This window comes from Eggerthia catenaformis OT 569 = DSM 20559, assembly GCF_000340375.1.
Classification (GTDB): Bacteria; Bacillota_I; Bacilli_A; order Erysipelotrichales; family Coprobacillaceae; genus Eggerthia; species Eggerthia catenaformis.
In genome coordinates this window covers 334578-357153 of record NZ_KB446648.1, presented here as the reverse complement: position 1 = coordinate 357153, position 22576 = coordinate 334578, and the positions used below count along the sequence as shown (strand labels likewise).

Below are 22576 nucleotides of genomic sequence, written 5' to 3'. Positions count from 1 at the left end.
TAAGTACTCCTTTCTTAAAAAGAGCACAACTGTGCTCTAATAGATTGTCAGTGCAAACTTCATTGCATCATATGATTCTTTAAATTGTTCGGCATCAACACGTTTCTTTCCTTCTAGAGGATCCATAACAATAATAGTATCTGTAGAAGCTTTATAGCCGGTAAGAGTCACAACATGAACATTGCTGACAGCATTACCGAAAGAATATGTTTTCCACCGAGGTTTCTTAAATCCGCTTGTTACCCATACAACACTCGGTCTTCCTCTTGATAAATGATAAAGAAGTTCTTTAACTGTTGATCCGGAAGTATTCTTTACTATTCCATAATGCGATGCATAAGGTAATAAAGCATCCGGATAAATAACTGAGAATGCTTTATTCTGATAAGGAGATCCTGTAAATCCATGATGAGGATTCCCATCTTTAGTATAAGGCATTTTATCTAAGAATGTTCTATATTTAACAGAATAAGCTTTCCCTTTCCCTCTTAAAGCCATTAAAAGAGAAGCTCCTTCACAGCCATTAGGTGCCCCTTCTTCTAGCTGATTAATAAAAGGTGTCTCTATATTAATTTCTCTCTGATAAGCATAAGGTATCCCTAAACATAATACAAATATCATTAATATTGTCGGTACTATCTTTGTTTTCATTTTCATCACCATCTTTATCATACTACAAATTAAAGAAAAAGACAGTATATTTAAAAATATCAGTTATAGCCTACGCTATAACTGATACAAATATTATTTTACAGTGACTCTAATAAATACAATTAAAGTTACCCATATCGCAAAACTTACTGCTGCTAGAATATAACTATTCCTTATATTCTGATGTTTTTGAATATCTAACAAAAGAAGATAAGTATAATAAATAAAAGCTATTAATGAAATAATATAAAGTACAAATATAATCATGATAATACTCCTTCCTATAAGTTTAATTATATCTTCTAATTAAATAGTACAATATATATATATAGTTTTTCAAGATTTTTAGAAAAAATCTTGAAAAAAGTTAGCTGTATCTATCACAATTTCATAAATAAAAAATAGTCATAACTTATTAAATATTTAAAAACCGGAGATGAATATCTCCGATTTCTTATACTAAACAAGTTTCATTATTTAAGATTAAGCTTTCGCCATCCATTTCATTAGGAATAGGTAGTCCCAATAAATCTAGCATTGTAGGTGCTAAATCTCCTAATTTGCCACCATCTTTTAAAGCAAGATGAGTGTTTGTTAGGATTAAAGGAACAACATTTGTGGTGTGGGCTGTAAATGGATTACCTTCTTCATCTAAAAGTCTTTCAGCATTACCATGATCAGCTGTAATCAACATTGTTCCGCCCAATGAAGAAACTTTTTCATAAACTTCTCCTACACATTCATCCACTACAGAAACAGCTTTGATAGCAGCCGGAATAATACCTGTATGACCAACCATATCACAGTTAGCGAAGTTTACAATAACAACATCAAATTCATCTTTATCTAACTCTTCAATAAGCTTATCTTTTACTTCATAAGCAGACATTTCAGGCTGTAAGTCATAAGTAGCCACTTTTGGAGAATTAATAAGATCTCTCTTTGCTCCTTCAATTTCTTTATCTATCCCGCCATCAAAGAAAAATGTGACATGAGCATATTTTTCTGTCTCCGCAATTCTTAGTTGCTTTAATCCTTTAGCAGAAATATAATCACCAAATGTATTATCGAGCTTCATCGCACTGAATGCGATATCACCTTTTACTGAATCAGCATATTTCATCATGCATACAAATTGAATATTATTTCTTCTAACTTCCGGTACATATCCCTTATCACTATAGAAATCAGGATTGGTCATAATAGTTGCCATTTGGATTGCTCTATCCGGTCTAAAATTAGCAAAGATAATGGCATCATTATCTTCAATTGTACCATCAGTATTCCGATTTGATCCCGGGATCACAAATTCATCATAGACTTTATTGGCATAAGAATCTCTTATATATTGAACCGGATCAGTGAATGTTTCACCTTTCTTTTGTGTCATAACATCATAAGCTAAAGCTACACGATCAAATCTTTTATCTCTATCCATTGCATAATATCTTCCGGATATACTGGCAATCTCACCTACTCCTATTTTATCCATTTGTGCTGATAGATCCTTAATAAAATCAACACCGCTATCAGGAGCAACATCACGTCCATCTAAGAATGCATGAACATAAACTTTTTCTAATCCCTGCTCTTTTGCCAATCTTAATAAAGCATAGATATGTTCATTAGATGAGTGTACCCCTCCATTAGATAATAATCCCCAAATATGAAGCTTTGAATTATTTTCTTTCACATGATTGATTGCTGATAAGAATTTTTCATTCTTAACAAAAGTACCTTCTTTAACTGCTTTATTAATCAAAGTCAGTGACTGATAAACAACTCGTCCGGCCCCAATATTCATATGTCCTACTTCAGAATTGCCCATCTGTCCATCAGGAAGTCCTACCGGCTCTCCTGATGCATTAATAACTGTTGTTGGATAAATAGACATTAAATCATCTAAGTTAGGCGTATTTGCCAATTTAACAGCATTTCCTTCCACTCTAGATGTTAATCCATACCCATCCAGTATACATAAAACTATAGGTCTTTTCTTCATTATTCTTTCCACCTCTCATACATGAAAATAATATCATTATTGTTTTCATAATTCAATAATATCTAAAAAACTAAAGAAAAAGATACTCTTTAAAAAGTATCTTCATAACTATTAATAATAGACTGTCCAAAAGATAAGAGCTGATCTAAATGTATTTCTTCTCTTCCTCTTTGTGAATAGACAATAACTTCTTTATCGGTATATTCAAAGCGATTAGAATGAATAATTGAATTAATATCATCTCTCGTCTTTGAATTATAACTAATAAACTGATTCTCATGCATTTTCCTTAACAGTACACAATAGCCGGCTAATCCTAATTCTAAATTAAGCACTGTTTTTATACGATCTTTCTTTACTATTTTTTCACTGATTACATCATTATTATCATCAAGATGATACAGATGATTAATAATCATTTCAATGTTTGTCTTCGTTTCTTTTAAGGCTTCAACATAACAGTATTCTTTCATATCTCTACTCATATGCTTTAAGCCCCTGTTTATGCATCTTATGTAAATCTAGAGTATAGAAGATCAGAGCATTCAATAATGTCATAGCCATAACAATAATCATAATAAGTGAAATGACAGATGAAGATAAATCCCATAAAGTAAGAATAATTGTAAACACAAAGAATACAGCTGTTGCAATCTTTCCCGGTAATTTGGCTCCATTAATAAACATATGATATTTTAAATAAATATATCCGCCATAAAAGAATAAAATACTATTTTCAGCAATAATTAAGATACATACAACTTTCATATACTGATAATTAAAAGACAGAATAATAGCTAATATAAGCTGATAAAGCTTATCAGCAACAGGATCAATCAGCTTACCTAACTGAGTAACCATCTGGTATTTTCTAGCAATACGTCCATCTAAATAATCAGTCAGCGAACAGGCAATCAGCAATAATACAGTAAAATAATGTGTGCTTCCTGTTTCTATCACCAAATAAACATAAGCAAATACCGGTATCAATAATAATCGGATATAACTAATCAGATTTGGTATGCTAAAGATTTCTTTTTTTGAAAACATAGACTTAAAAATTCAGGAACTTTCTTACTGAGAAGAACGAACCTATCAGTCCTACTAAACCGCCAAGTAATAAAAGCATACCACTTAACTGCCATATTAATGGGAAAGGTTCTCTAAAAGCTAATAATCCTGATCCTACCACAGCTGTTAATTTTGAATAAGTAAATGTATATCCATAATAAAGAACTATAATAGGAAGAATAGATCCAAGCAGACCAATGAACGCACCTTCTAACATAAATGGAATACGTATATACCAGTTTGATGCCCCTACCATTCTCATAATCGCAATTTCTGTTGATCTGGCAGTAATAGCCATTTTAATAGTATTTGCAATCATAAATAATACTAATGCAATTAAAGCTACTACAAAGACTGCTCCTCCATTCCGTATACCTTCTAATATTTTAACTAATTTACTTGTTGATCCTCCACCATATGTCACTTCTTTAACATGTTCTATCTTTTCTATCTGAGAAGCTGCTTTTTCCAGTTTCTTAGCATCAGTGACTTCAACCACATAAGCATCTCCTAATGGATTATCTTTACGATAATTCTCAAATAGCTTCTTATTTTCTTTTTGCTGTGACTGAATTAATTTTTCTAATTCACTCTGTTTTGATGAATAAGTTATTTTTTTAATATTTGGTATCTTTTTTAATTGTTCACCAATCGCTTTACTTTGTTCATCAGTAGCCTCACGTTCTACTTTAACATAAATATTAAGACTCTTTTCAATATTGACAGTAATCTCATTGACATTAACGGCAATTGAACCAACAATAGCAATCAGCAGCAACGTAATAGTAACTGCAACAATAGACGAGAAAGACATAACGCCATTTCTCCAGATTGAGACCATTGCGGTTTTTGCGTGTCTAGGTAAATTTCTTATTCCTCTTAGAAAGTTCATGATAAATATCCTCCTAAGCTTGTATCTGTTTTAATACATCCATCTTCAATCAGAATCGTTCTTTTCTTATATCTCTGTACAATTTCTTTATCATGTGTAACCACAATGATTGTTGTCTTATTAACTTCATTGATTGTTTCCAGCAGTTCAATAATCCCTTTTGATGTATCCGGATCCAAATTCCCTGTTGGTTCATCAGCAATAAGCACTTTAGGACTATTCACAATTGCTCTGGCAATCGCAACACGCTGCTGCTGTCCGCCAGAAAGCTCATGAGGGAATGCATTCGCTTTATCTTCTAATCCTACCAAGCTCAATACATTTCTGACTCTGACTCTGATTTTTGATTTTGGTGTATCAGTTACTTCTAAAGCAAAAGCTATATTCTCAAAGACTGTCTTTTTAGGGAGCAATCTATAATTCTGAAAGACAACACCTATCTTTCTTCTAAAATAAGGAACTTTAGAGTTTTTTATTTTACTCACATCTTGTCCATCAACAATTACTTTTCCTGTTGTCGGTTTTTCTTCTCGATAAAGTAATTTAATAAATGTTGATTTCCCTGCTCCGGTAGGTCCAATACAATAAACAAATTCACTCGGACCAATTGTTAGGTTCATATTATTAACAGCTCTTACACCAGTCTTATAGACTTTTGTTACGCTTTCTAATTTTATCATTATACCACTCTCCTTTCCTTATTATAACATAATAATAATTGATGTCTTTATTTTTTATCATTTTAAAAATCACAAGTCTATACTTGGTAAAGTAAACCCTCTTCCTTTCACACTATGAACTTCACTCGCAATAATAAAAGCATTGGGATCTATTTCTTGAATATTTTCAGTTAATAATGCATACTCACGTCTGGATAAGACAACCATAACTGCCTTACCATCCTTTTTCATATAACCTGTTGTAATATTTAAAAGAGTACATCCCCGATCTATATTATTAAAGATCATATCTTTAATTTCCTGATAATATTCGCTAATAACAATAACCTGAATATTATTTTCACCAAAAATAGTAATCTGATTAATGATATAACCACATATTAAGACTTGAATAATACCATAGAGTATATTTTCAATATTAGAAAATGGTATTTGTCCAAGTAAAATTAAAACATCTAAAACATTGATTAATGTTCCTACAGGAAAACCTGTATATTTTGAAATAATAATAGGTGGAATATCCAGACCGCCTGTAGAATATCCTACTCTAAAAATAATACCCAGTCCCAATCCACATAATAAAGCAGAATAGATAGCTGCTAATAAAACATCATTTGTGAGATGTGATAAAACTGTATTTCTTTCAAAGAATTCCAGAAAGAATGGAAAAGCAAATGTAGATACTAAAGTTCCTAAAACAAAACTCTTACCTAGAAAGAAAAAAGCAACAACTAATGCAATAATATTAATCACAAGGACTCCCTGCGAAAGAGAAATAGGAATAAACTTTTGCATTACTAAAGTAAGACCGGAAGCTCCTCCTAAAATAATATGGGCCGGCACCGCAAAACAGGAAATACCGGCAGCCAGACAGATATTACCTATAATAACTAGAATACTATGAATCAGAAGCTTAGATGCTTTTGAATTTTTAATATAATTAGGCATCATTTTTCTCCTTTACATAAGATTTTAAATAAGCATAAATCATATCATCCAGATCACCATCTAAAATATCTTTAGGCTGAGATGATTCATAATTAGAGCGATTATCTTTAACTAAAGAATAAGGATGTAAGACATATGAACGTATCTGGCTGCCCCATTCAATAGCTTTCTTTTCTCCCTGAATATCACTTAAAGTCTGAGCATGCTCCTGAACCATCTGCAGATATAATCTGCTTTTTAACATTCGCATAGCTTCTTCTTTATTCTGTATCTGACTTCTTTGTGACTGACAGCTGACAACTGTATTTGTAGGAAGATGAGTAATACGAACAGCAGAATCCGTTTTATTAATATGCTGTCCTCCTGCTCCACTGGCTCTAAATGTATCAATCCTTAATTCGTTAGGATCAATTCTAACTTCCAAATCATCATCAATTTCCGGCATAACATCAACAGAAGCAAATGATGTATGTCTTCTTTTTGATGAATCAAAAGGAGAAATACGGACTAAGCGATGAACACCTTTCTCACTTTTTAATAGACCATAAGCATTGTATCCGGTAAAACGCAGGGTTACAGATTTAAGACCTGCTTCTTCTCCATCAAGATAATCTACAACTTCAACTTTCCAGTTCTTTTTCTCTCCATATCTTATATACATCCTCATCAGCATACTGGCCCAGTCTTGTGACTCGGTTCCTCCGGCTCCGGGATGAATATCTAATAAAGCATTATTATGATCATATTCTTCATCAAATAATAATGTCTTCTCGAATTCTGATAGTGCTTTTATAAAGATCAGATAATCTTCTTCTAATGTCTGCTGAAACTCTTTATCTTCTGTTTCCTTTACATATATATATACTTCTTCTAATTCATCATAGCTATTCTTTAGACTTTTATAATCAGTTGTAATTTTTTTCATGTCGGTAAGCTGATTATATATCTTAGCGGCACGGCTATGATTATTCCAGAAGTCCGACTCTTCTGTTTTAACAGTTAAACCTTCTATTTCTCTATTTAATACATCTATATTGGCAGAAATGAATAACTCATCTAATAATAAGCGAGCTTTTTCAAGCCCGCTTTTTATTTCATATAATTCCATCACTTAAATTCCAACTCTACTTTAATACGTGGAATATTCATTTCTGCTTCACTGCCAGGTCTAATACCCATATGAATGATTGTCTTAGAGATATCCTGAGAAATAGATTTAGTCATCTCTTCAAACATATAGAAACCTTCTTCAGTATATTCTTGTAATGGATCTCTTTGAGCATAAGCTCTTAAGTAAATGCCATTTCTTAATTTTGACATAGCGTCAATATGATTAATCCAGCTATGATCAATAACGCCTAACAGAACTCTTCTTTCATAATCTAATCTGACTTCATGAGGAAGATCCTTATTAAATCTATTTTCATACTGTAAAGCTACAATTTCAGCTAATGAGCTCGTGACTTTTTCCGGATTATGAACAGCCACTTCTTTATGAATTGTTTCAATCTCGCTTAATAACATATAATTCTTAGCAACATATTCTGTCAGCTTATCAATATCAACTTCAGGCTTTTTGCCATCATTCTTAGTAAATCTGGCAACATCTAATTCAATAGCTGTTTTAAACATCCCTTTAACAATATCAGATAAATCATCTGACAGCATAATATCATCACGTTCTTTATACATGATTTCACGCTGCTGTCTCATTACATCATCATATTCAAGAAGCTGTTTACGTGTATCAAAATTCTGTCCTTCCACTCTCTTCTGAGCTGATTCAATAGAACGGGAAACCATTTTTGATTCAATCGCTTCATCCTCTAAGAAGGCACTGGTGAAAGCCTGTACTTTTTCATTTGCAAATCTCTGCATCAATTCATCTTCAAAAGAAACAAAGAACATAGAACATCCGGGATCTCCCTGACGTCCGGAACGACCCCTTAACTGATTATCAATACGTCTTGATTCATGTCTTTCAGAACCAATAACCATTAATCCGCCAATTTCAGGAACACCTTCACCAAGCTTAATATCGGTACCTCGACCAGCCATATTGGTAGCAATCGTAACAGCACCTTTAACACCGGCATTCGCAATAATCTGTGCTTCTTTAGCATGATTCTTGGCATTTAAGACATTATGCTTAATCCCATGTTCATTCAGCATTCTGCTTAATAATTCAGAAGTTTCAACTGCAACAGTACCTAAAAGAATAGGCTGCCCATAAGCATGTCTTCTTTCCACCTCATCAATAATAGCATTGTATTTAGCTTTTTTAGTTGAATAAATATGATCCGGCTTGTCATCACGAATAATAGGTTTATTTGTTGGAATAACAACCGTTCTCATATTATAAATAAGACGGAATTCTTCTTCTTCAGTCTTGGCAGTACCGGTCATACCGGCAAGCTTATCAAACAATCTAAAGAAATTCTGATAAGTAATAGTAGCTAGAGTGACAGTTTCTTCCTTAATAGGAACACCTTCCTTAGCCTCAATAGCCTGATGTAAGCCATCACTATAAGCACGTCCGGGCATTACACGACCGGTAAACTGATCAATAATCATAATCTGAGCATTTCTAATATCATGACTGCCATCATCAGTTGCAATCATATATTCAATATCTTTTGTCATCGTATAGTTAGCTTTTAAAGCCTGATTAATATAATGAACTAAAGATGTATTCTTTGGATCAAAAAGATTATCTACTTTAAATGCTTTTTCAGCTTTATCAATACCTTCGTTTGTGAGTGTTACAGATTTGCTTTCTACATCTACTTCATAATCTTCTTTATTCTTTAAGCCTTTTACAAAAACATCAGCTGAAACATACATAGCTGCTGTCTTTTTCTTGCCTCCGCTAATAATCAATGGAGTTCTAGATTCATCAATCAAAATTGAGTCAACCTCATCGACTAAAGCAAAATGTAAAGGTCTTAAAACTTTTTCATCAAAACTTGTTACCATATTATCACGCAGATAATCAAATCCTAATTCTGCATTTGTTGTATAAGTAACATCGCAGTTATGCGCTTTTCTCTTATCATTCGCATCTAGCTCTCTCTTATTTAAGCCTACTGTTAAACCTAAGAACTTAAATACTTTACCATTCTCTTCACAGTCACGTCCTGCCAGATAGTCATTGACCGTAACAACATGAACACCTTTACCTTCTAAGGCATTTAAATATACAGGGAATACAGATGTCAAAGTCTTACCTTCACCTGTTTTCATTTCTGCAATATCACCATGATGTAAAGCAATACCGCCCATCAGCTGTACCTTAAAAGCTTTTAGCCCTAAAACACGATAAGCTGCTTCTCTGACAACTGCAAATGCTTCTACTAATATATCATCTAAAATTTCACCTTTATCCAATCTTTCTTTAAAGAAATCTGTCTGTGCAGCCAATTCTTCATCACTGAAACTAGCAACCTCTTCTTCCATTGCTAAAACTTCTTGAGCTTGTTTTTCTAATTTTCTAACAATTGAACTGTCTTGTGAGAAAAGTCCCTTAACCGCTCTAGCTAATCCTTTTTTTTCTTTTTGAGGCTTTGTAGAAAAAGGAAGCGGTTCTTTCTGGGAAATAACATTATCAAATGTTTCAACAACAATATCGTCACCCCTATGATCGCCTAAATCTACGATTTCAGCATCAAGGTTAAGTTTCTGATGTTCAGAACCTTCTTTTGCGATTTGTTTTTTTACTCTTTTTTTAATTTCTGCTTTCTTTTTAGGCATGAACATTCTCCTCTCGCAATAAAACAAGTGTATTATAGCATAAGTCCAATTAAAATCAAACACCATATATCTAACATTTCTATCAAAAAATAAACATAAGGAAGATTCTTATGCTTACTTATTTATCTTATCAAACACTTTTGTTGCTAAAATTAAGATTTCAATTTCTTCAGGATGCTTATCTCTTACTAATTCTAAGCATTTTGATAAAGTGCTTCCTGAAGTAATTACATCATCAAAAAGAAGCACTTTTTTATGATAAAGATTCTCCCCTCCTTTCATCTCTATAACATTCTTGATGCTTCCTCGCTCTTTGAAATCTAATAGGGCTTGTTTGTGTGGCTTATTTTTATAAAGTCCCATAAAGATATCAGAAGCAAATAAAGAAACAATTTCTTTGTTAGGAATAAATCCTCTAATCTTACTTGTTTCTTTATCACTAGGAGCAATAACTATAGAGAAATGTTTATATTTTCTTTTCAGCCGGGAATAATCCAACTGTAAAAAGACATCTTTTAAAGCATAATCATATTGTCCTTTATACTGAAACAATAATTTCTTAAAAAAGTCATTATAACGATAAATAATATGAATAGGTATGCCTTCAAAACTGCCATGATAATGAATAAATTCAAGTTTATTAATGCAACCGGGGCATATGCATACTTGATGAATCAGATGATAAAGAGATGGTATTTTTCTTACCGGTTTATGGCATATGAGACAGTATTGAGATATCTGATTGTTGAAATACACTGTTTCATCTCCTTTGTTATAGAATGATCAATAAAATAAACAAAACCATCCGGATGCCGTGGATTCCTGCCTACTCTTCCGGCAATCTGCATTAATGTTCTTTCATCATACAGGCTATGTGCAGCATGTAATACAGCTACCTGAACATTATCAATTGTGATTCCTCTTTCCAGTACTGTTGTTGTTATGAGACAATCTATATCTCCCTGCTTCAAACGATTTAATGAGTCATTAATATGAGGTGATAGAGATGAAACACCTTCTGCTTTAAAGATTTTCTTTAGCTTTCCAGTATAAATAGGAACATCTTTTTTAAGGGGCACATACAATAATAAGGGCTGATGTTTCCTCTTACACTTTCTAACAAGATAATAAATGACTAATATATCAAGACTATCAGGTATCCTTATGATCTTTGGCACGGGAAGCTGATGATTATGATATCTTTTATTCATCATCAGAACCTCATTTGTACCAATGTCTTCCTGTGTCAGTGTGGCACTCATTTTAATTGACTGTCTGCCACACTGATTAAATATCTCATTCAATACTTCATTTCTATAAAACGGGAAAGCATCAGCTTCATCAAGCAGAATAAGATCAAAGGGAATTGATAGAAAACGATAAAGCTGATGTGTTGTACATATCACAAAAGCCGAATTTTCATTCTGCTTGAATCCGCCATAAATCAGTCCTATATCTATACCTTCAAAACATTCTTTAAATCTCTGATAAAGCTCTTTCGCAAGAGCAGCACGAGGAATTGTAAAACAGACTCTCTGCTTATTATTTAAAGCTTGACATATGACTTCAAAGCACATTTCTGTTTTCCCACTGCCGCAGACTGCTAATACCAGACTGTTTTTATGCTGTCTAAAATTATCTGCAAGCTTATCTGAGATTACCTGCTGTCTTTGGGATAAATAAAAACTTAAATGATAACTAACTGGTTTTGATTCTGTCTTTTCTATTCTTTTTTCTAATAAATCATCTATAAAAACTCTTTGAAATGGAATACATTTACGACAATAATAACGATTATTAAGCCGATAAAAATACTTCTTATCTGTATTCTTGCATCTCGGACATTCCATTCTATCACCTATATTTATTATAGGTATTTTATTCTTTGATGTCGTCTCAAGTTCGTCTCAATTTTATCTCATAAAAAAGTTCACCTTAAAGGTGAACTAATGATATCTCAGAACTATCGTTCCTAATAACAAAATACCCATTAGTGATATCCATAACAGGAATACATTACGATCACTTGTATCCGTTTTTTTAGACTTAGAAGTTTGAGTATTTATAACTGTAAACTACCTAAAGATAAGACAAGAACTGATACTATTTTCAGTTTTGATTTCATCCTATTATTCTTTCTAAAATATAGTAATGCTTCCATCAAACAAATAACTCTCAGTCCAATTATATTCCAGTCTTTATTATCTTTTTTATCCAAACACTACTAGTCAAATAACTGATTCTCAACTATAAATTCAAATTCTTCAGCAACATCATCAAATATATCATCAGGAATATCAAACAATTCATAATGATTATTTTCTTGATAATATTCAAAAAGATAAACATCTTCTTTCTTATCATTTGTTAGTAAAGCAATATATTCTTTTTCTTCATATTCAAAAATACCAATAATTTCATATGTTTTATTATCAAAAGTCATTGTTTGTATCTGTTTTGGCATAGTAAGCTCCTTTTGGATACATTATACTATTCCGATCTCTTTTTGTATATTAATTAATATCCTTTTTATTATGTATCTACTCATCAAATGGATACCATTTTATGTCTACTTCTTCCCTGCTTTTTCCAAAGATAATAGAAGCACCATATTGATATTGATATTCTTTTTCTTCACACAATTTCTTTATTTTTTCTTTATCTTCAGCTTGCTCACTATTCCACCATGTTTTAAATTCTATGACTAATATATTATTTTTGTTTTTTCCTCTTTCGTGAAAAATAAAATCAGGAATTATGCAATCCTCGCCAAGTCTCTTTATATCATACAAATTTCTATTATATTCTACATCTATATTCAAATTATGATCCTTGTATTTCTCTTTATATAGTTCTTCAAAATAATAAGCAAACATGTGCACTATAGATCGTTCTGAATTATGGAGAACATCAGCATTTATAGGTTTTTTAATATTCTCTCCTGCTTTTATTAAATATATATCTTTTTCATATAACTTGTCTAAACTCAAGCCAATAATATCTTCTAAGTCTTTCTTCTCATTAATCATTTTAAATTCCTCTTTATATTGTACTAAATATCAGCAATATCTCTTAAATGAGTATACCTCTGATCATCCGGATGGTAACGTTCCCTATCTCTTTCAGTGTAATTTCTCGGAAACTCATTGTCTGATATAGTTGCTCACAGGCATTTATAATTTCTTCTCTTCGCTGTGTTATCAATTCCGGTGTTCCTTTAAACATTTCCTATCTCCAATCTCACATTCATGTCGTCTTTGGTTGACATTGTGTCAATTCTTTTTATAAAGATCTTTCCTCCCTCTGCATGACTGCCATGGTATAGATAGAGATAAGCCCGAAAGCAGTCGTCCGAATCATGAATTTTCCGCAATACGGAATCATTTCAAAAATAGGAGTTATTACAAATGTATACTTGCTAATGTCATTGAAATTTAGGTACATATCGACATTAAAACTATCCGTTGAGGATAAATATGTGGTTGTGCGGAGCCTATTTGAGCATCATAGATTTCTTTCTATCGTTTTTGAGTAGTACATACAAAAATAAGCATCGTCTGTCATAGAACTATCAATAAAAGATAAGTCCGACTTAACCTTCTAACTGCCTAAAAAAGAGACAGTCGAAACCGTCTCAAAAAAAGTCTAACTTTTGGAGGTCTCACCTCATAATACTACTTCTTTTTATTATATAACCTCAATAACCTCACCAATAAATTCATAATGGGGAGGTTTATCCAAATAAATATCTGATACAATCTCCGGATCAAGATGCTCTAAAGAAAACTGATCCCAATATATTTTTCTACATACAAATGTCAGCTTTGCTTCTTTAAATGTAACCCCCTGTGCTAAGGATAAAGGTGTTAATGATGTATGAGAGACCTTGTCCTCATCCCTGCCGCTGTGCCTGCCTAAATAAACTAAATCCTTTTTATATTCTTTCGGAAAAAAGCTGACTGTAAAATAATCATTATTTAGTAGATATTCACTGGTATATCTTAACGGATTTACATAAATAGTTACAACAGGTCTTCCTCTATTGATTCCTCGCCAAATATCTCCCAGGCTTCCCCAACCGATCGTACATGTATTAAAGTTATCAATGGTACCGGCAGTGGCTAATGCCCATTTCTTATCAAACATTGAAAAGACTTGATATTTCTCATTTTTATAATTTTGTTTGTCCATATCTTATAATTCTTCCCCATTACCGGCTATTACTTTCTTATACCAATCAAAAGAGTCCTTCTTAGAACGCGTCAGTGTTCCGCTGCCATCATTATTTCTATCGACATAAATAAATCCATATCTCTTTTTCATTTCACCGGTAGTAAATGATACACAGTCGATACATCCCCATGGGGTATATCCCATTAAATCTACTCCGTCTTCTTCTACTGCCTGTTTCATAGCTTTAATATGTTCTCTTAAATAATCAATACGATATGGATCATGACATGAACCATCTGCTTCTTTAATATCAATTGCTCCAAAGCCATTCTCTACAATAAATAAAGGAATCTCATATCTTTCATAGAAGGCATTTAAGGCATATCTTAATCCTTCAGGATCAATACCCCATCCCCAATCTGATACTTTAATATAAGGATTATCTACTGAATGAGCAGATGAACCATCATTAGACTTAGAAACATCTTTAAATGCAGTAGAATCTACCGTATTAGTCATATAATAAGAGAAACCGATATAATCAACTGTTCCTTCTTCTAAAGCCTTTTTATCTTCCTCAGTCAAATCCATATCCCATCCCTTTTGTTCAAACATTTTTAAAGCATAATTAGGAATATGCCCTCTTACCTGAGTATCACTCCAGAAATATCTCTGATGCATCATCTGCTGTGCTAAAACCTGATCAGATGGTCTGCATGAAAATGGATAATAAGGAACCATTGCTATCATATTACCAATTTTAAAATCAGGATTAATTTCTCTACTTGCTTTGACAGCTTTTGCACTAGCTACTAATTCATATAATCCACATTGATACATTGCTTTTTCCGGATCATCATAATCACCAAAATGAACACCGCTGTTTGTCCAGCCAAAGATATCATTGACATAATTCATCTGATTATTAATTTCATTAAATGTCATCCAGTATTTTACTTTATCTTTATATCTTTCAAAACATACTCCGGCAAACTTAACAAAGAAATCTATTGTCTTTCTATTTAAGAATCCTCCATATTCTTTTGCCAGATAATAAGGCATTTCAAAATGAGATAAAGTAATAACAGGTTCTATATGATATTTTAATAATTCATCAAAAACATCATCATAGAATTTTAATCCTTCTTCATCAGGTAATTCTTCATCACCTTTAGGAAAAATTCTAGTCCAGGCAATAGATGTTCTAAAGCATTTAAATCCCATCTCAGCAAATAAAGCTATATCTTCTTTATAATGATGATAGAAATCAATACCTATATGATTAGGATAATATAATCCTTCTTTAACACCATCTGTAATAACTCTAGGTGTATCCCTTGTTCCGGCAGTCATAACATCTGCTACTGATAACCCTTTTGATGTTTCTAAAACACCGCCTTCAAACTGATGAGCAGCTAAAGCGCCGCCCCATAAAAAATCTTTTGGTAAAGCCATATCTCTATCCTCCTTTTCTTTTTTATTATAACCTTTTTTAAAACCCAAACAATAAAACAATCAGTAAATGAAAAAATATTATTCCGCTTTATTTTTATTCAAAAGATTACTAAGTTAAAACAGCAGATCTATTTTGATCTGCTGCTTCTATCGCAATACACTCATAACTTTTGTTTTCTTCTTAAATATCAAGCAAAATTTATAATTTCTTTAGAATCAGTGTTACGAAAAATTCACTGTCTTCAATAAACTTTGTACTTATAGTACTACTGCCATCAAAAGATAGTATCTGTCCCGGAACTACATGAAATACCTCTTTTTCTGCAATTGTGACCTCCATATGTCCTTTTACAACAGTGAACAAAACATTGACATCAGGATGATTATGCTTTTCTACCGTATCACCTTTTTTCCCTGCTTTTTTAACTACCGTATAGTTGCTTCCCTGTAATACGACTCCTAAATCTTCTGCTACTTTTGTCATAACACTTCCTCCATTTCGTTTATACATTTTTTTGATTATCTCTTAATTCTTCAAGAAATTTCGTGAACTCTCTTTGTAAAACATCAAGAGAAAATCCTGTTCTTTTTGAAACATCATCAACTGTAGCTGTTTTTCTAACGAATTTAAACATCGGAGAATTCATCATTTTAAACTTATCAGATTTTGCAATCATATAATCTTTTAAAGTTGGATATGCATCTAAAATCGGTGCTATTTTCATATCAGGTTTTAGTAGTGTGATTTTTTCAGTATTTTCTACTTGGTTATCGCTTGCTATTGTGTCTGAATCATTTGCATTCTCTTTTTTATTCTCAGTATCCCAATCTAAAAGAGTCTGGCTTCCTTGTAGACTTCTTATATGTGTACAATCCTGCATCATTTCCATGACACCTTTGAAATGACCGTTTTCATCTCTTACTGCAAGATACAAAATATATATGAATACTTCCGGCTTATTGATCCAGAATTCTACCTTATCCTGCTCGCCGCTTCGGAATTTTTCAATAATTTCTTCTACAGTTTTTACTGAATTTTTAGGATGACAATTCTTTACATCTCTACCAATTACACCTTTACTTCTTGGAAATACTCTATGTTTTGTATCACTATAAAATGCTACCAGCTCATTTTCATCTACATAGGATATATCTACAGGAAGATGCTGAAACATTAAATTAATCTGATTTAGACTCAGAATCCCCTGCTTTACATTCATAGGTGTATCTTCTGTCCAGCCACCTTGAACTCCATACTTAGACAGCAACTGTGATAACTCATCTTTAAACCCGCTGAATCCATTTTTATTCAGTTTTTGTTCTTCTCTATGTAACTGAGTAAAGCTATTTTCATAATCATCTTTTGGACTTATTAGACAATATCCAATTTCCTTATCTCCTGAAATCATTTCTCTAAACTCATCATCATTAATCAGTTCCAGGGAAGTAGGATATAAAATAGTCTCTTCCTTTTCCATCAAATCAAGTATCAATTCTTTAAAACTATCAAAATGTTCTTTAATATCCTGTCTACCATTATCATCTTTGGACATTTCAGTTATACTCGTTATTTTATCTCTAATTTCATTATCATATAACCACATCGTCTCTGTCGGTCTATCAAATCCCTTTTTTTCAAGAAGCGTGTATAGCTGATTTTGTTTCCTGCTGAGATGTATTTTGAACTGATTTAATTTTTCAAACGCCTCATCCCATTGATTTTTAATGTATTTCTTTGTCAGCAAACTATCCAATTCTTTTATCACATCTCTAATAGCGATATTTTCATCTACATAATTCTTAATCGGATGACCATTCAATAAATCTGAAAACTTTTGTTCTTCAATAATAACCCCATCATAAATAGCCAGCATTTCATCAATCTTTTCAGAAATACATTCATCTTCCACTTTTTCCTGAAAATGCTGCTCCATATATGCCAGCTCAGCGGGTGTTAGTCTGCCTATATGAGCTTTCATCTGAGCATTCGCAAAATCCAAAGAAATCTCTCCCTTTATATAAGCATCTCTTATTTTAAATGCCTCTTTTAATTTTTCTTCATTAAAATTACTCATATACTCTTTCATTGTGCTCTCCTCTCCAAATTCCCTATTATCTCTTCCACGAATCTTTTATCGTATTTTAAAGCTTAAGCCTTAGATCCCACTTATAAACTAGGATGGTATTAAATGTTATCATTCCGTTTTAATACTACCAACTTCAAAGTTTTCGATTTATCAACCTTATTATAGCATAAGCTTTAAAAAATTATGAAAATATGCATATATATTATTGTCAAAGAACTGTTTTATATTATTTATTCTCTTCTTATATAAGAACTGCTAAAAACAACTCTAAGATATATTATAATGCTAAGATAAAAGATGATATTGTTAATACTGCGAGTCTATCATTGCTTGGAACTATTACATCTTTATCAAATAAAAAAGACACGATACTGAAATCGTGCTTTTTTGTTTGATTAATACTTTATAAGAAAAATAACATACATTTGTGAAAGCGTTAACAGATATTAATGATTTTATGAAATTATTTTTCAGAGAATATATCTAAAAGCTTTTTTACTGTTTCCAGATCTATCTGTCCCGGAGCACTTGACTTGCCCGCAGAAGCAAAAGTCATAACAGAACCGGTAATCTTACAGGCAATTCTAGAAATCATACCAAGTCTTCCCATAGACATAGTAATTAAAGGCTTTTCTAATTTAGAAGACATAACTGAAGAAAAATGCATAAATCGTGTTACATCTTCTTTACATTGAGGCATCACTGCCAGCTTAAGAATATCTCCCTCTAATAATTCCATTATTTTTAATAGTTCTTCTAATTCACTATAAGAAGGAGTTTTATAGAAATTATGAGAACTGATAATTGTCTTAATATGATGAACATGAGCAAGCTCAATCAGCCTCATTAAAGAAGGCTTATGATGACTAATCTCTAAATCAATGATGTCACATAGCTGATTCTGAATAATATTGCTTAATAAATACTCATATTCCTGATCTGTCATATCGGCTTCTCCTCCTTCATGACAAGTACGAACAGTAGCCAATATGACATGATTTGTATGTTCCTGTATATCTTTTAAAATAGAAAGACTATCGGAAAGAGCTTTGAGATAATCTAATCTTATTTCAATAAGATCCCATCCATTTAAGGTTTCATAATAATCTATTGTTTTTAATATATCTTCTTTATTGCTTTGGATAACCGGAAGACAGATTTTAATATTTCCTTCTCCAAAAACAATATTTTTAATTTTGATGGCACGCATATAAAAATCCTCTAATTTCTTTCAATACTTCCTTATAAGCATCCTCTAATAAAAAATGAGTACTGTTTAAACATTTTGAAACACAATATTTTAATGAAGATGAAAGATAATCTATATCTTCCTTTTTTATCATATCTCTTTCTCCTGATAATAGTAAAACAGGGATCATAATATGTTCCAGTTCATCTTGTGTAAAATGAGGCTCTTTTAACATAAACTGATTAAGTCTTCTGATTCTTTTTGCTTTCTTATTATAAAAAGTAAAAGGAATAGAGAGTAAGACATTCAAATGTATCATAAATCTTATATACCCTTTTAATCCTTTAGGAGAAGAATTAGGAGACATAAGCACCATATGCTTTAATCTTTGATCTAATAACGAGAGCGTTAATCCAATATTAGCTCCATCACTGAATCCAATAATATCATATTCATCAAATGATAATTCATCAGCTAATTCTTTAATATCTAAAGCAAACTGATGCAAAGATAATTCTCCTTCCTTCACTGATTTACCATGATATCTTGTATCTACCGCAATCAGCTGATACCCCTTAAGATCATGAATCAGCTGATCATATATCTTTCTATTTTCCTGATTGCCATGTAATAAGAAAACAGGAAATCCTTCACCATGTATTTCATAATAGATTTTCATTGTTATCACCTTTCAATTAGTTTAACTTATTCATTTTCAACTTACAAGTTCTATCTTATAATAAAGAAAAAGGGGTGGATGTAAATGATGTATGCTTATTACCGGTTTAAAGATCAATATTTTAAAATTTGTTACTGTCATGATAAACTGATATCATTATCTCTAGTTAATGATATTGATGATAAGAATATTCTTAATGATTTTAGTCATCATGTTTACTCTGAATTAAAGGAATATTTTTACCATCAAAGAAAGTCCTTTGATATTCCTCTATTATTAGAAGGAACTGCTTTTCAAAAGAAAGTATGGAATGCTTTATTAAGCATTCCATACGGTCATACTGTTTCTTATCAAGAAATTGCTTCTATGATTGGTCATCCTCAATCAGCAAGAGCGGTAGGTGGTGCTGTTCACAATAATCCGATAATGATCATTATTCCCTGTCATCGAGTGATTGGCTCTGATGGCTCATTAACCGGCTATGCCTATGGTCTTGAATTAAAGAAGAGGCTATTAGAATTAGAAGCTGCAAATTCAATTATTCTATTATCTTAGCAAGGTCATCATAATATGCCTTTAGCCAATCCTCTTTAGTAAGAAATTGAGTATGTCCTATTCTGACTTCATTCATTGCCGGTACAGGTACATGATTACAAGTATGATGAAAAACAAACCCCAGTTTCTCCTGAACTCTCTTTGATTTTATATTTCCTTCATAATAACCGCACCATATAATATTCATATGTAAATCTTCAAATCCATGACGAATCAGCTCTTTAGCGGCTTCAGTCACATACCCCTTATTCCAATAAGGCTTACCGATCCAATATCCTAACTCACATTCATCCTCTTTATCAGTCATATCAGTATAACCATTCAATTTTAATTCAATTGAACCGATAGCTTTATCAGATTTATCACATATCGCATAACATTCTTTCCCGGTTAAAACCTTTTCAATAATATCCAAACTTTGCTCTATGCTTTGATGAGGCGGCCAGCCGGCTATAGGACCGATATCTAAGTCACCGGCATATTCATACAAACTCATAGCATCTTCTTTTTTAAATGGTCTTAATATTAATCTTTCTGTACTAAGCATACTATTCTCCTTATGTTTTTTAGAATTATAACATATTTATTTTACAAATATGAAATTATATGTTTTTTATAAATCTATAAGATATAATAAAAGATGGTGATATTATGAAAAAAAGAAAACTTTACTTACTTAATGCATTTATTGTTTTATTATTTGTAGGACTTCCCTTCGCCTGGAGCTTATTTGTTGTACCACTGGAAAAAGCCTATGGATGGAATCGTTCTATGACATCTTTAGCTTTTACCGGAGAATTAATATTCTTTTCAATAGGTGCTATTGTAGCCGGAAAGTTATCAGAAAAAATATCTTTCTCAAAGATTGTTAAGTTATCAGCAATATTTCTAGGAAGCGGCTTTTTCTTAGCCGGCTTTGCCAGTCAATATCCTTTAATTCTCATTACATACAGTTTCGGCTGCGGAATCGGATGCGGCATGAGCTATAATACTCTGCTCTCATGTATTCCTTTATGGTTTCCTGAAAAGACGGCTACTATTAATGGTACTCTCTTAGTTGGTTATGCCTTATCCAGTGCTCTTTTAGGACCTATTATTACTCTTTTGATCAGTTATTTTAATGTTCAAATTGCTTTTCACATTATTGGTATAGTTTCTTTTATCGTTATCTTTTTTGGCAGCTATCAGGTTCAGAAACCTACACCTCAGGACTTAGATACATTACCTGCTATAAAAAATCAAAATCGTGGTATTTCTAAGGACTATCAGACAAAAGAAATGATAAAAACACCTCATTTCTATTTCTTATTTTTAGCTGTTGTATTTGCCGGCGGTACCGGCAGTGCCTTAATCAATCATGCATCTCCCATGATCCAGGAAGATTTTAAAATGACTGCTAAATTTGCAGCAATTATCATTTCTACTAATTCTGTTTTTAATGCGACAGGAAGAATTACTTGGGGAATTCTTTTTGATAAGATCGGGATGAAAAGAGCTGTTATATTAGATGGATTATTTCTAATAAGTTCCGGTTTATTCATAGTCTTTAGCTTATTTATTCATTCAATAGTCTTATTTATTCTGGGAAATTCATTACTGATGATTGGTTTTGGCGGTACTGCATCTAATATTCCTTCTATTATCAGAAAGTTATTCGGTGATCTTCATTTTGCGATGAATTACTCCATTATGAATCTTAATGCAGTTCTTGCTTCTTTTATTCCTTCAGTCATTGGTATTGCAAGATTTGCTTCTGTTGATTATATTACACCATCAGTTATTATATCTATTTTCATGATATTAGCTTTTATTCTATATTTTCTGCTTATTTCTATAAAAATGAAATAAGCTTATACTATTTCCCTGATTCTTTTTTGCAGTTCCGGCAAAACTTCACTTTCAAACCAGGGGTTTCTTATATGCCATCGGAAATTTAAAGGACTGGGATGAATAAGAGGAAAATACTCAGGAAGATATTCCTGATAGGATCTGACAGTTTCTGTCAGATTCTTTTTTCTGTCATCTTTCAAATAATATTTAATAGCATAATTTCCAATTAGCATAATAAGCTTTATATGAGACATCAAAGCCAATAACTGACAATGATACTCCTTGGCAATAAATGATCTGGGCGGTAAATCTCCTGTTTTAGCTTTACCCGGATAATAAAAATCCATTGGCATAATAGCTATTTTATCAGAATAAAATGTTTTTTTATCAATTCCCATCCACTTCATCAAATTTTCTCCTGATCGATCATTAAAGGGAATCCCTGCTTCTTCTGTCTTTTTTCCCGGTGCCTGACCAATAATTAGAATCTCAGCTGTTTCATTAATCTGAAGAATAGGAGAAATTCCTTTTTTAGTATACGCTTCATTTCTTGAATCTTCTTTAATTGTCTTCATAATATCTTCTAAAGTCATAAACTTCCTCCTTGATAAGCA

The 22576-nt window shown here is 32.1% G+C and carries 24 protein-coding genes; 2 read left to right on the top strand and 22 right to left on the bottom strand.

What is annotated here, in order from left to right:
* Positions 1–36: 36 nt before the first annotated feature.
* The 20 genes from HMPREF9943_RS06535 to HMPREF9943_RS06445 form a co-directional block, all read right to left on the bottom strand.
* Positions 37–651: a C39 family peptidase gene (locus HMPREF9943_RS06535; RefSeq protein WP_051053887.1), complete on the bottom strand. Its 615-nt coding sequence runs from the start codon at positions 649–651 to the stop codon at positions 37–39.
* A 93-nt stretch (positions 652–744) separates the two neighbouring features.
* A complete protein-coding gene (locus tag HMPREF9943_RS10080) occupies positions 745–918 on the bottom strand; it encodes a hypothetical protein (RefSeq protein ID WP_004803243.1) in 174 nt (57 codons plus the stop codon).
* 187 nt (positions 919–1105) lie between these two features.
* Positions 1106–2653, bottom strand: coding sequence for a 2,3-bisphosphoglycerate-independent phosphoglycerate mutase (gene gpmI / locus HMPREF9943_RS06530; protein ID WP_004803242.1), 1548 nt, complete (start codon positions 2651–2653; stop codon positions 1106–1108).
* 89 nt (positions 2654–2742) lie between these two features.
* Positions 2743–3138: a hypothetical protein gene (locus HMPREF9943_RS06525; RefSeq protein ID WP_040402722.1), complete on the bottom strand. Its 396-nt coding sequence runs from the start codon at positions 3136–3138 to the stop codon at positions 2743–2745.
* A complete protein-coding gene (locus HMPREF9943_RS06520) occupies positions 3131–3703 on the bottom strand; it encodes a CDP-alcohol phosphatidyltransferase family protein (RefSeq protein ID WP_004803240.1) in 573 nt (190 codons plus the stop codon). The genes HMPREF9943_RS06525 and HMPREF9943_RS06520 overlap by 8 nt, the downstream gene beginning before the upstream one ends.
* A gap of 4 nt (positions 3704–3707) precedes the next feature.
* A complete protein-coding gene (gene ftsX, locus HMPREF9943_RS06515; protein ID WP_004803239.1) occupies positions 3708–4616 on the bottom strand; it encodes a permease-like cell division protein FtsX in 909 nt (302 codons plus the stop codon).
* The gene (gene ftsE, locus HMPREF9943_RS06510) at positions 4613–5296 is read right to left on the bottom strand and encodes a cell division ATP-binding protein FtsE (protein WP_004803238.1); all 684 of its coding nucleotides are present in this window, start codon (positions 5294–5296) and stop codon (positions 4613–4615) included. The genes ftsX and ftsE overlap by 4 nt, the downstream gene beginning before the upstream one ends.
* Before the next feature lie 69 nt (positions 5297–5365).
* Entirely contained in the window at positions 5366–6244 is an 879-nt protein-coding gene (locus tag HMPREF9943_RS06505; RefSeq protein WP_004803237.1) for a YitT family protein, read from the bottom strand.
* Entirely contained in the window at positions 6237–7352 is a 1116-nt protein-coding gene (prfB, locus tag HMPREF9943_RS06500) for a peptide chain release factor 2 (RefSeq protein ID WP_004803236.1), read from the bottom strand. Before prfB ends, HMPREF9943_RS06505 begins: the two co-directional genes overlap by 8 nt.
* Positions 7352–9994, bottom strand: coding sequence for a preprotein translocase subunit SecA (secA, locus tag HMPREF9943_RS06495; RefSeq protein WP_004803235.1), 2643 nt, complete (start codon positions 9992–9994; stop codon positions 7352–7354). The genes prfB and secA overlap by 1 nt, the downstream gene beginning before the upstream one ends.
* A gap of 114 nt (positions 9995–10108) precedes the next feature.
* Complete coding sequence (locus HMPREF9943_RS06490; protein WP_004803234.1) at positions 10109–10750, bottom strand: ComF family protein; 642 nt, start codon at positions 10748–10750, stop codon at positions 10109–10111.
* A complete protein-coding gene (locus tag HMPREF9943_RS06485) occupies positions 10696–11844 on the bottom strand; it encodes a DEAD/DEAH box helicase (RefSeq protein WP_004803233.1) in 1149 nt (382 codons plus the stop codon). Before HMPREF9943_RS06485 ends, HMPREF9943_RS06490 begins: the two co-directional genes overlap by 55 nt.
* Positions 11845–12218: 374 nt before the next feature.
* The gene (locus HMPREF9943_RS06480; RefSeq protein ID WP_004803232.1) at positions 12219–12458 is read right to left on the bottom strand and encodes a DUF1292 domain-containing protein; all 240 of its coding nucleotides are present in this window, start codon (positions 12456–12458) and stop codon (positions 12219–12221) included.
* Between the two features lie 76 nt (positions 12459–12534).
* Positions 12535–13023, bottom strand: coding sequence for a hypothetical protein (locus HMPREF9943_RS06475; protein ID WP_004803231.1), 489 nt, complete (start codon positions 13021–13023; stop codon positions 12535–12537).
* A 658-nt stretch (positions 13024–13681) separates the two neighbouring features.
* Positions 13682–14185: a hypothetical protein gene (locus tag HMPREF9943_RS06470; RefSeq protein ID WP_004803229.1), complete on the bottom strand. Its 504-nt coding sequence runs from the start codon at positions 14183–14185 to the stop codon at positions 13682–13684.
* Positions 14186–14188: 3 nt separating this feature from the next.
* Positions 14189–15622, bottom strand: a complete 1434-nt coding sequence (locus tag HMPREF9943_RS06465) for a 6-phospho-beta-glucosidase (RefSeq protein WP_004803228.1) — start codon at positions 15620–15622, stop codon at positions 14189–14191.
* A 199-nt stretch (positions 15623–15821) separates the two neighbouring features.
* Positions 15822–16106, bottom strand: a complete 285-nt coding sequence (locus tag HMPREF9943_RS06460) for a hypothetical protein (RefSeq protein ID WP_004803227.1) — start codon at positions 16104–16106, stop codon at positions 15822–15824.
* A 19-nt stretch (positions 16107–16125) separates the two neighbouring features.
* On the bottom strand, positions 16126–17709 hold the full coding sequence (locus tag HMPREF9943_RS06455) for a DUF438 domain-containing protein (protein WP_004803226.1): 1584 nt from the start codon (positions 17707–17709) through the stop codon (positions 16126–16128).
* Between the two features lie 463 nt (positions 17710–18172).
* Positions 18173–18919: a type I 3-dehydroquinate dehydratase gene (aroD, locus tag HMPREF9943_RS06450; RefSeq protein WP_004803225.1), complete on the bottom strand. Its 747-nt coding sequence runs from the start codon at positions 18917–18919 to the stop codon at positions 18173–18175.
* The gene (locus tag HMPREF9943_RS06445; protein ID WP_004803224.1) at positions 18900–19577 is read right to left on the bottom strand and encodes an alpha/beta fold hydrolase; all 678 of its coding nucleotides are present in this window, start codon (positions 19575–19577) and stop codon (positions 18900–18902) included. The genes aroD and HMPREF9943_RS06445 overlap by 20 nt, the downstream gene beginning before the upstream one ends.
* A gap of 84 nt (positions 19578–19661) precedes the next feature.
* Between HMPREF9943_RS06445 and HMPREF9943_RS10375 the strand changes: the two genes are divergently transcribed.
* On the top strand, positions 19662–20132 hold the full coding sequence (locus HMPREF9943_RS10375; protein ID WP_004803223.1) for a methylated-DNA--[protein]-cysteine S-methyltransferase: 471 nt from the start codon (positions 19662–19664) through the stop codon (positions 20130–20132).
* On the opposite strand, the gene HMPREF9943_RS06435 is transcribed toward HMPREF9943_RS10375, so the two are convergent.
* Positions 20116–20679: a GNAT family N-acetyltransferase gene (locus HMPREF9943_RS06435; protein ID WP_004803222.1), complete on the bottom strand. Its 564-nt coding sequence runs from the start codon at positions 20677–20679 to the stop codon at positions 20116–20118. The genes HMPREF9943_RS10375 and HMPREF9943_RS06435 overlap by 17 nt on opposite strands.
* Before the next feature lie 104 nt (positions 20680–20783).
* On the opposite strand from HMPREF9943_RS06435, the gene HMPREF9943_RS06430 reads away from it, so the two are divergent.
* Complete coding sequence (locus HMPREF9943_RS06430; protein WP_004803221.1) at positions 20784–21980, top strand: OFA family MFS transporter; 1197 nt, start codon at positions 20784–20786, stop codon at positions 21978–21980.
* A 2-nt stretch (positions 21981–21982) separates the two neighbouring features.
* On the opposite strand, the gene HMPREF9943_RS06425 is transcribed toward HMPREF9943_RS06430, so the two are convergent.
* Positions 21983–22555, bottom strand: a complete 573-nt coding sequence (locus tag HMPREF9943_RS06425; protein WP_004803220.1) for a uracil-DNA glycosylase family protein — start codon at positions 22553–22555, stop codon at positions 21983–21985.
* Positions 22556–22576 lie beyond the last annotated feature (21 nt).

Excerpts from the sequence above, each read along its gene's own strand:
- aroD (WP_004803225.1), bottom strand. The coding sequence starts at position 18,919 with ATGCGTGCCATCAAAATTAAAAATATTGTTTTTGGAGAAGGAAATATT.
- HMPREF9943_RS06445 (WP_004803224.1), bottom strand. The coding sequence starts at position 19,577 with ATGAAAATCTATTATGAAATACATGGTGAAGGATTTCCTGTTTTCTTA.
- HMPREF9943_RS06470 (WP_004803229.1), bottom strand. The coding sequence starts at position 14,185 with ATGGACAAACAAAATTATAAAAATGAGAAATATCAAGTCTTTTCAATG.
- HMPREF9943_RS06535 (WP_051053887.1), bottom strand. The coding sequence starts at position 651 with ATGAAAACAAAGATAGTACCGACAATATTAATGATATTTGTATTATGT.
- HMPREF9943_RS06525 (WP_040402722.1), bottom strand. The coding sequence starts at position 3,138 with ATGAGTAGAGATATGAAAGAATACTGTTATGTTGAAGCCTTAAAAGAA.
- HMPREF9943_RS06460 (WP_004803227.1), bottom strand. The coding sequence starts at position 16,106 with ATGACAAAAGTAGCAGAAGATTTAGGAGTCGTATTACAGGGAAGCAAC.
- HMPREF9943_RS06520 (WP_004803240.1), bottom strand. The coding sequence starts at position 3,703 with ATGTTTTCAAAAAAAGAAATCTTTAGCATACCAAATCTGATTAGTTAT.
- HMPREF9943_RS06465 (WP_004803228.1), bottom strand. The coding sequence starts at position 15,622 with ATGGCTTTACCAAAAGATTTTTTATGGGGCGGCGCTTTAGCTGCTCAT.
- HMPREF9943_RS06485 (WP_004803233.1), bottom strand. The coding sequence starts at position 11,844 with ATGGAATGTCCGAGATGCAAGAATACAGATAAGAAGTATTTTTATCGG.
- HMPREF9943_RS06475 (WP_004803231.1), bottom strand. The coding sequence starts at position 13,023 with ATGATTAATGAGAAGAAAGACTTAGAAGATATTATTGGCTTGAGTTTA.
- HMPREF9943_RS06455 (WP_004803226.1), bottom strand. The coding sequence starts at position 17,709 with ATGAAAGAGTATATGAGTAATTTTAATGAAGAAAAATTAAAAGAGGCA.
- gpmI (WP_004803242.1), bottom strand. The coding sequence starts at position 2,653 with ATGAAGAAAAGACCTATAGTTTTATGTATACTGGATGGGTATGGATTA.
- HMPREF9943_RS06480 (WP_004803232.1), bottom strand. The coding sequence starts at position 12,458 with ATGCCAAAACAGATACAAACAATGACTTTTGATAATAAAACATATGAA.
- ftsE (WP_004803238.1), bottom strand. The coding sequence starts at position 5,296 with ATGATAAAATTAGAAAGCGTAACAAAAGTCTATAAGACTGGTGTAAGA.
- ftsX (WP_004803239.1), bottom strand. The coding sequence starts at position 4,616 with ATGAACTTTCTAAGAGGAATAAGAAATTTACCTAGACACGCAAAAACC.
- HMPREF9943_RS06425 (WP_004803220.1), bottom strand. The coding sequence starts at position 22,555 with ATGACTTTAGAAGATATTATGAAGACAATTAAAGAAGATTCAAGAAAT.
- HMPREF9943_RS06430 (WP_004803221.1), top strand. The coding sequence starts at position 20,784 with ATGAAAAAAAGAAAACTTTACTTACTTAATGCATTTATTGTTTTATTA.
- secA (WP_004803235.1), bottom strand. The coding sequence starts at position 9,994 with ATGCCTAAAAAGAAAGCAGAAATTAAAAAAAGAGTAAAAAAACAAATC.
- HMPREF9943_RS10375 (WP_004803223.1), top strand. The coding sequence starts at position 19,662 with ATGATGTATGCTTATTACCGGTTTAAAGATCAATATTTTAAAATTTGT.
- HMPREF9943_RS06505 (WP_004803237.1), bottom strand. The coding sequence starts at position 6,244 with ATGCCTAATTATATTAAAAATTCAAAAGCATCTAAGCTTCTGATTCAT.
- HMPREF9943_RS06435 (WP_004803222.1), bottom strand. The coding sequence starts at position 20,679 with ATGCTTAGTACAGAAAGATTAATATTAAGACCATTTAAAAAAGAAGAT.
- HMPREF9943_RS10080 (WP_004803243.1), bottom strand. The coding sequence starts at position 918 with ATGATTATATTTGTACTTTATATTATTTCATTAATAGCTTTTATTTAT.
- prfB (WP_004803236.1), bottom strand. The coding sequence starts at position 7,352 with ATGGAATTATATGAAATAAAAAGCGGGCTTGAAAAAGCTCGCTTATTA.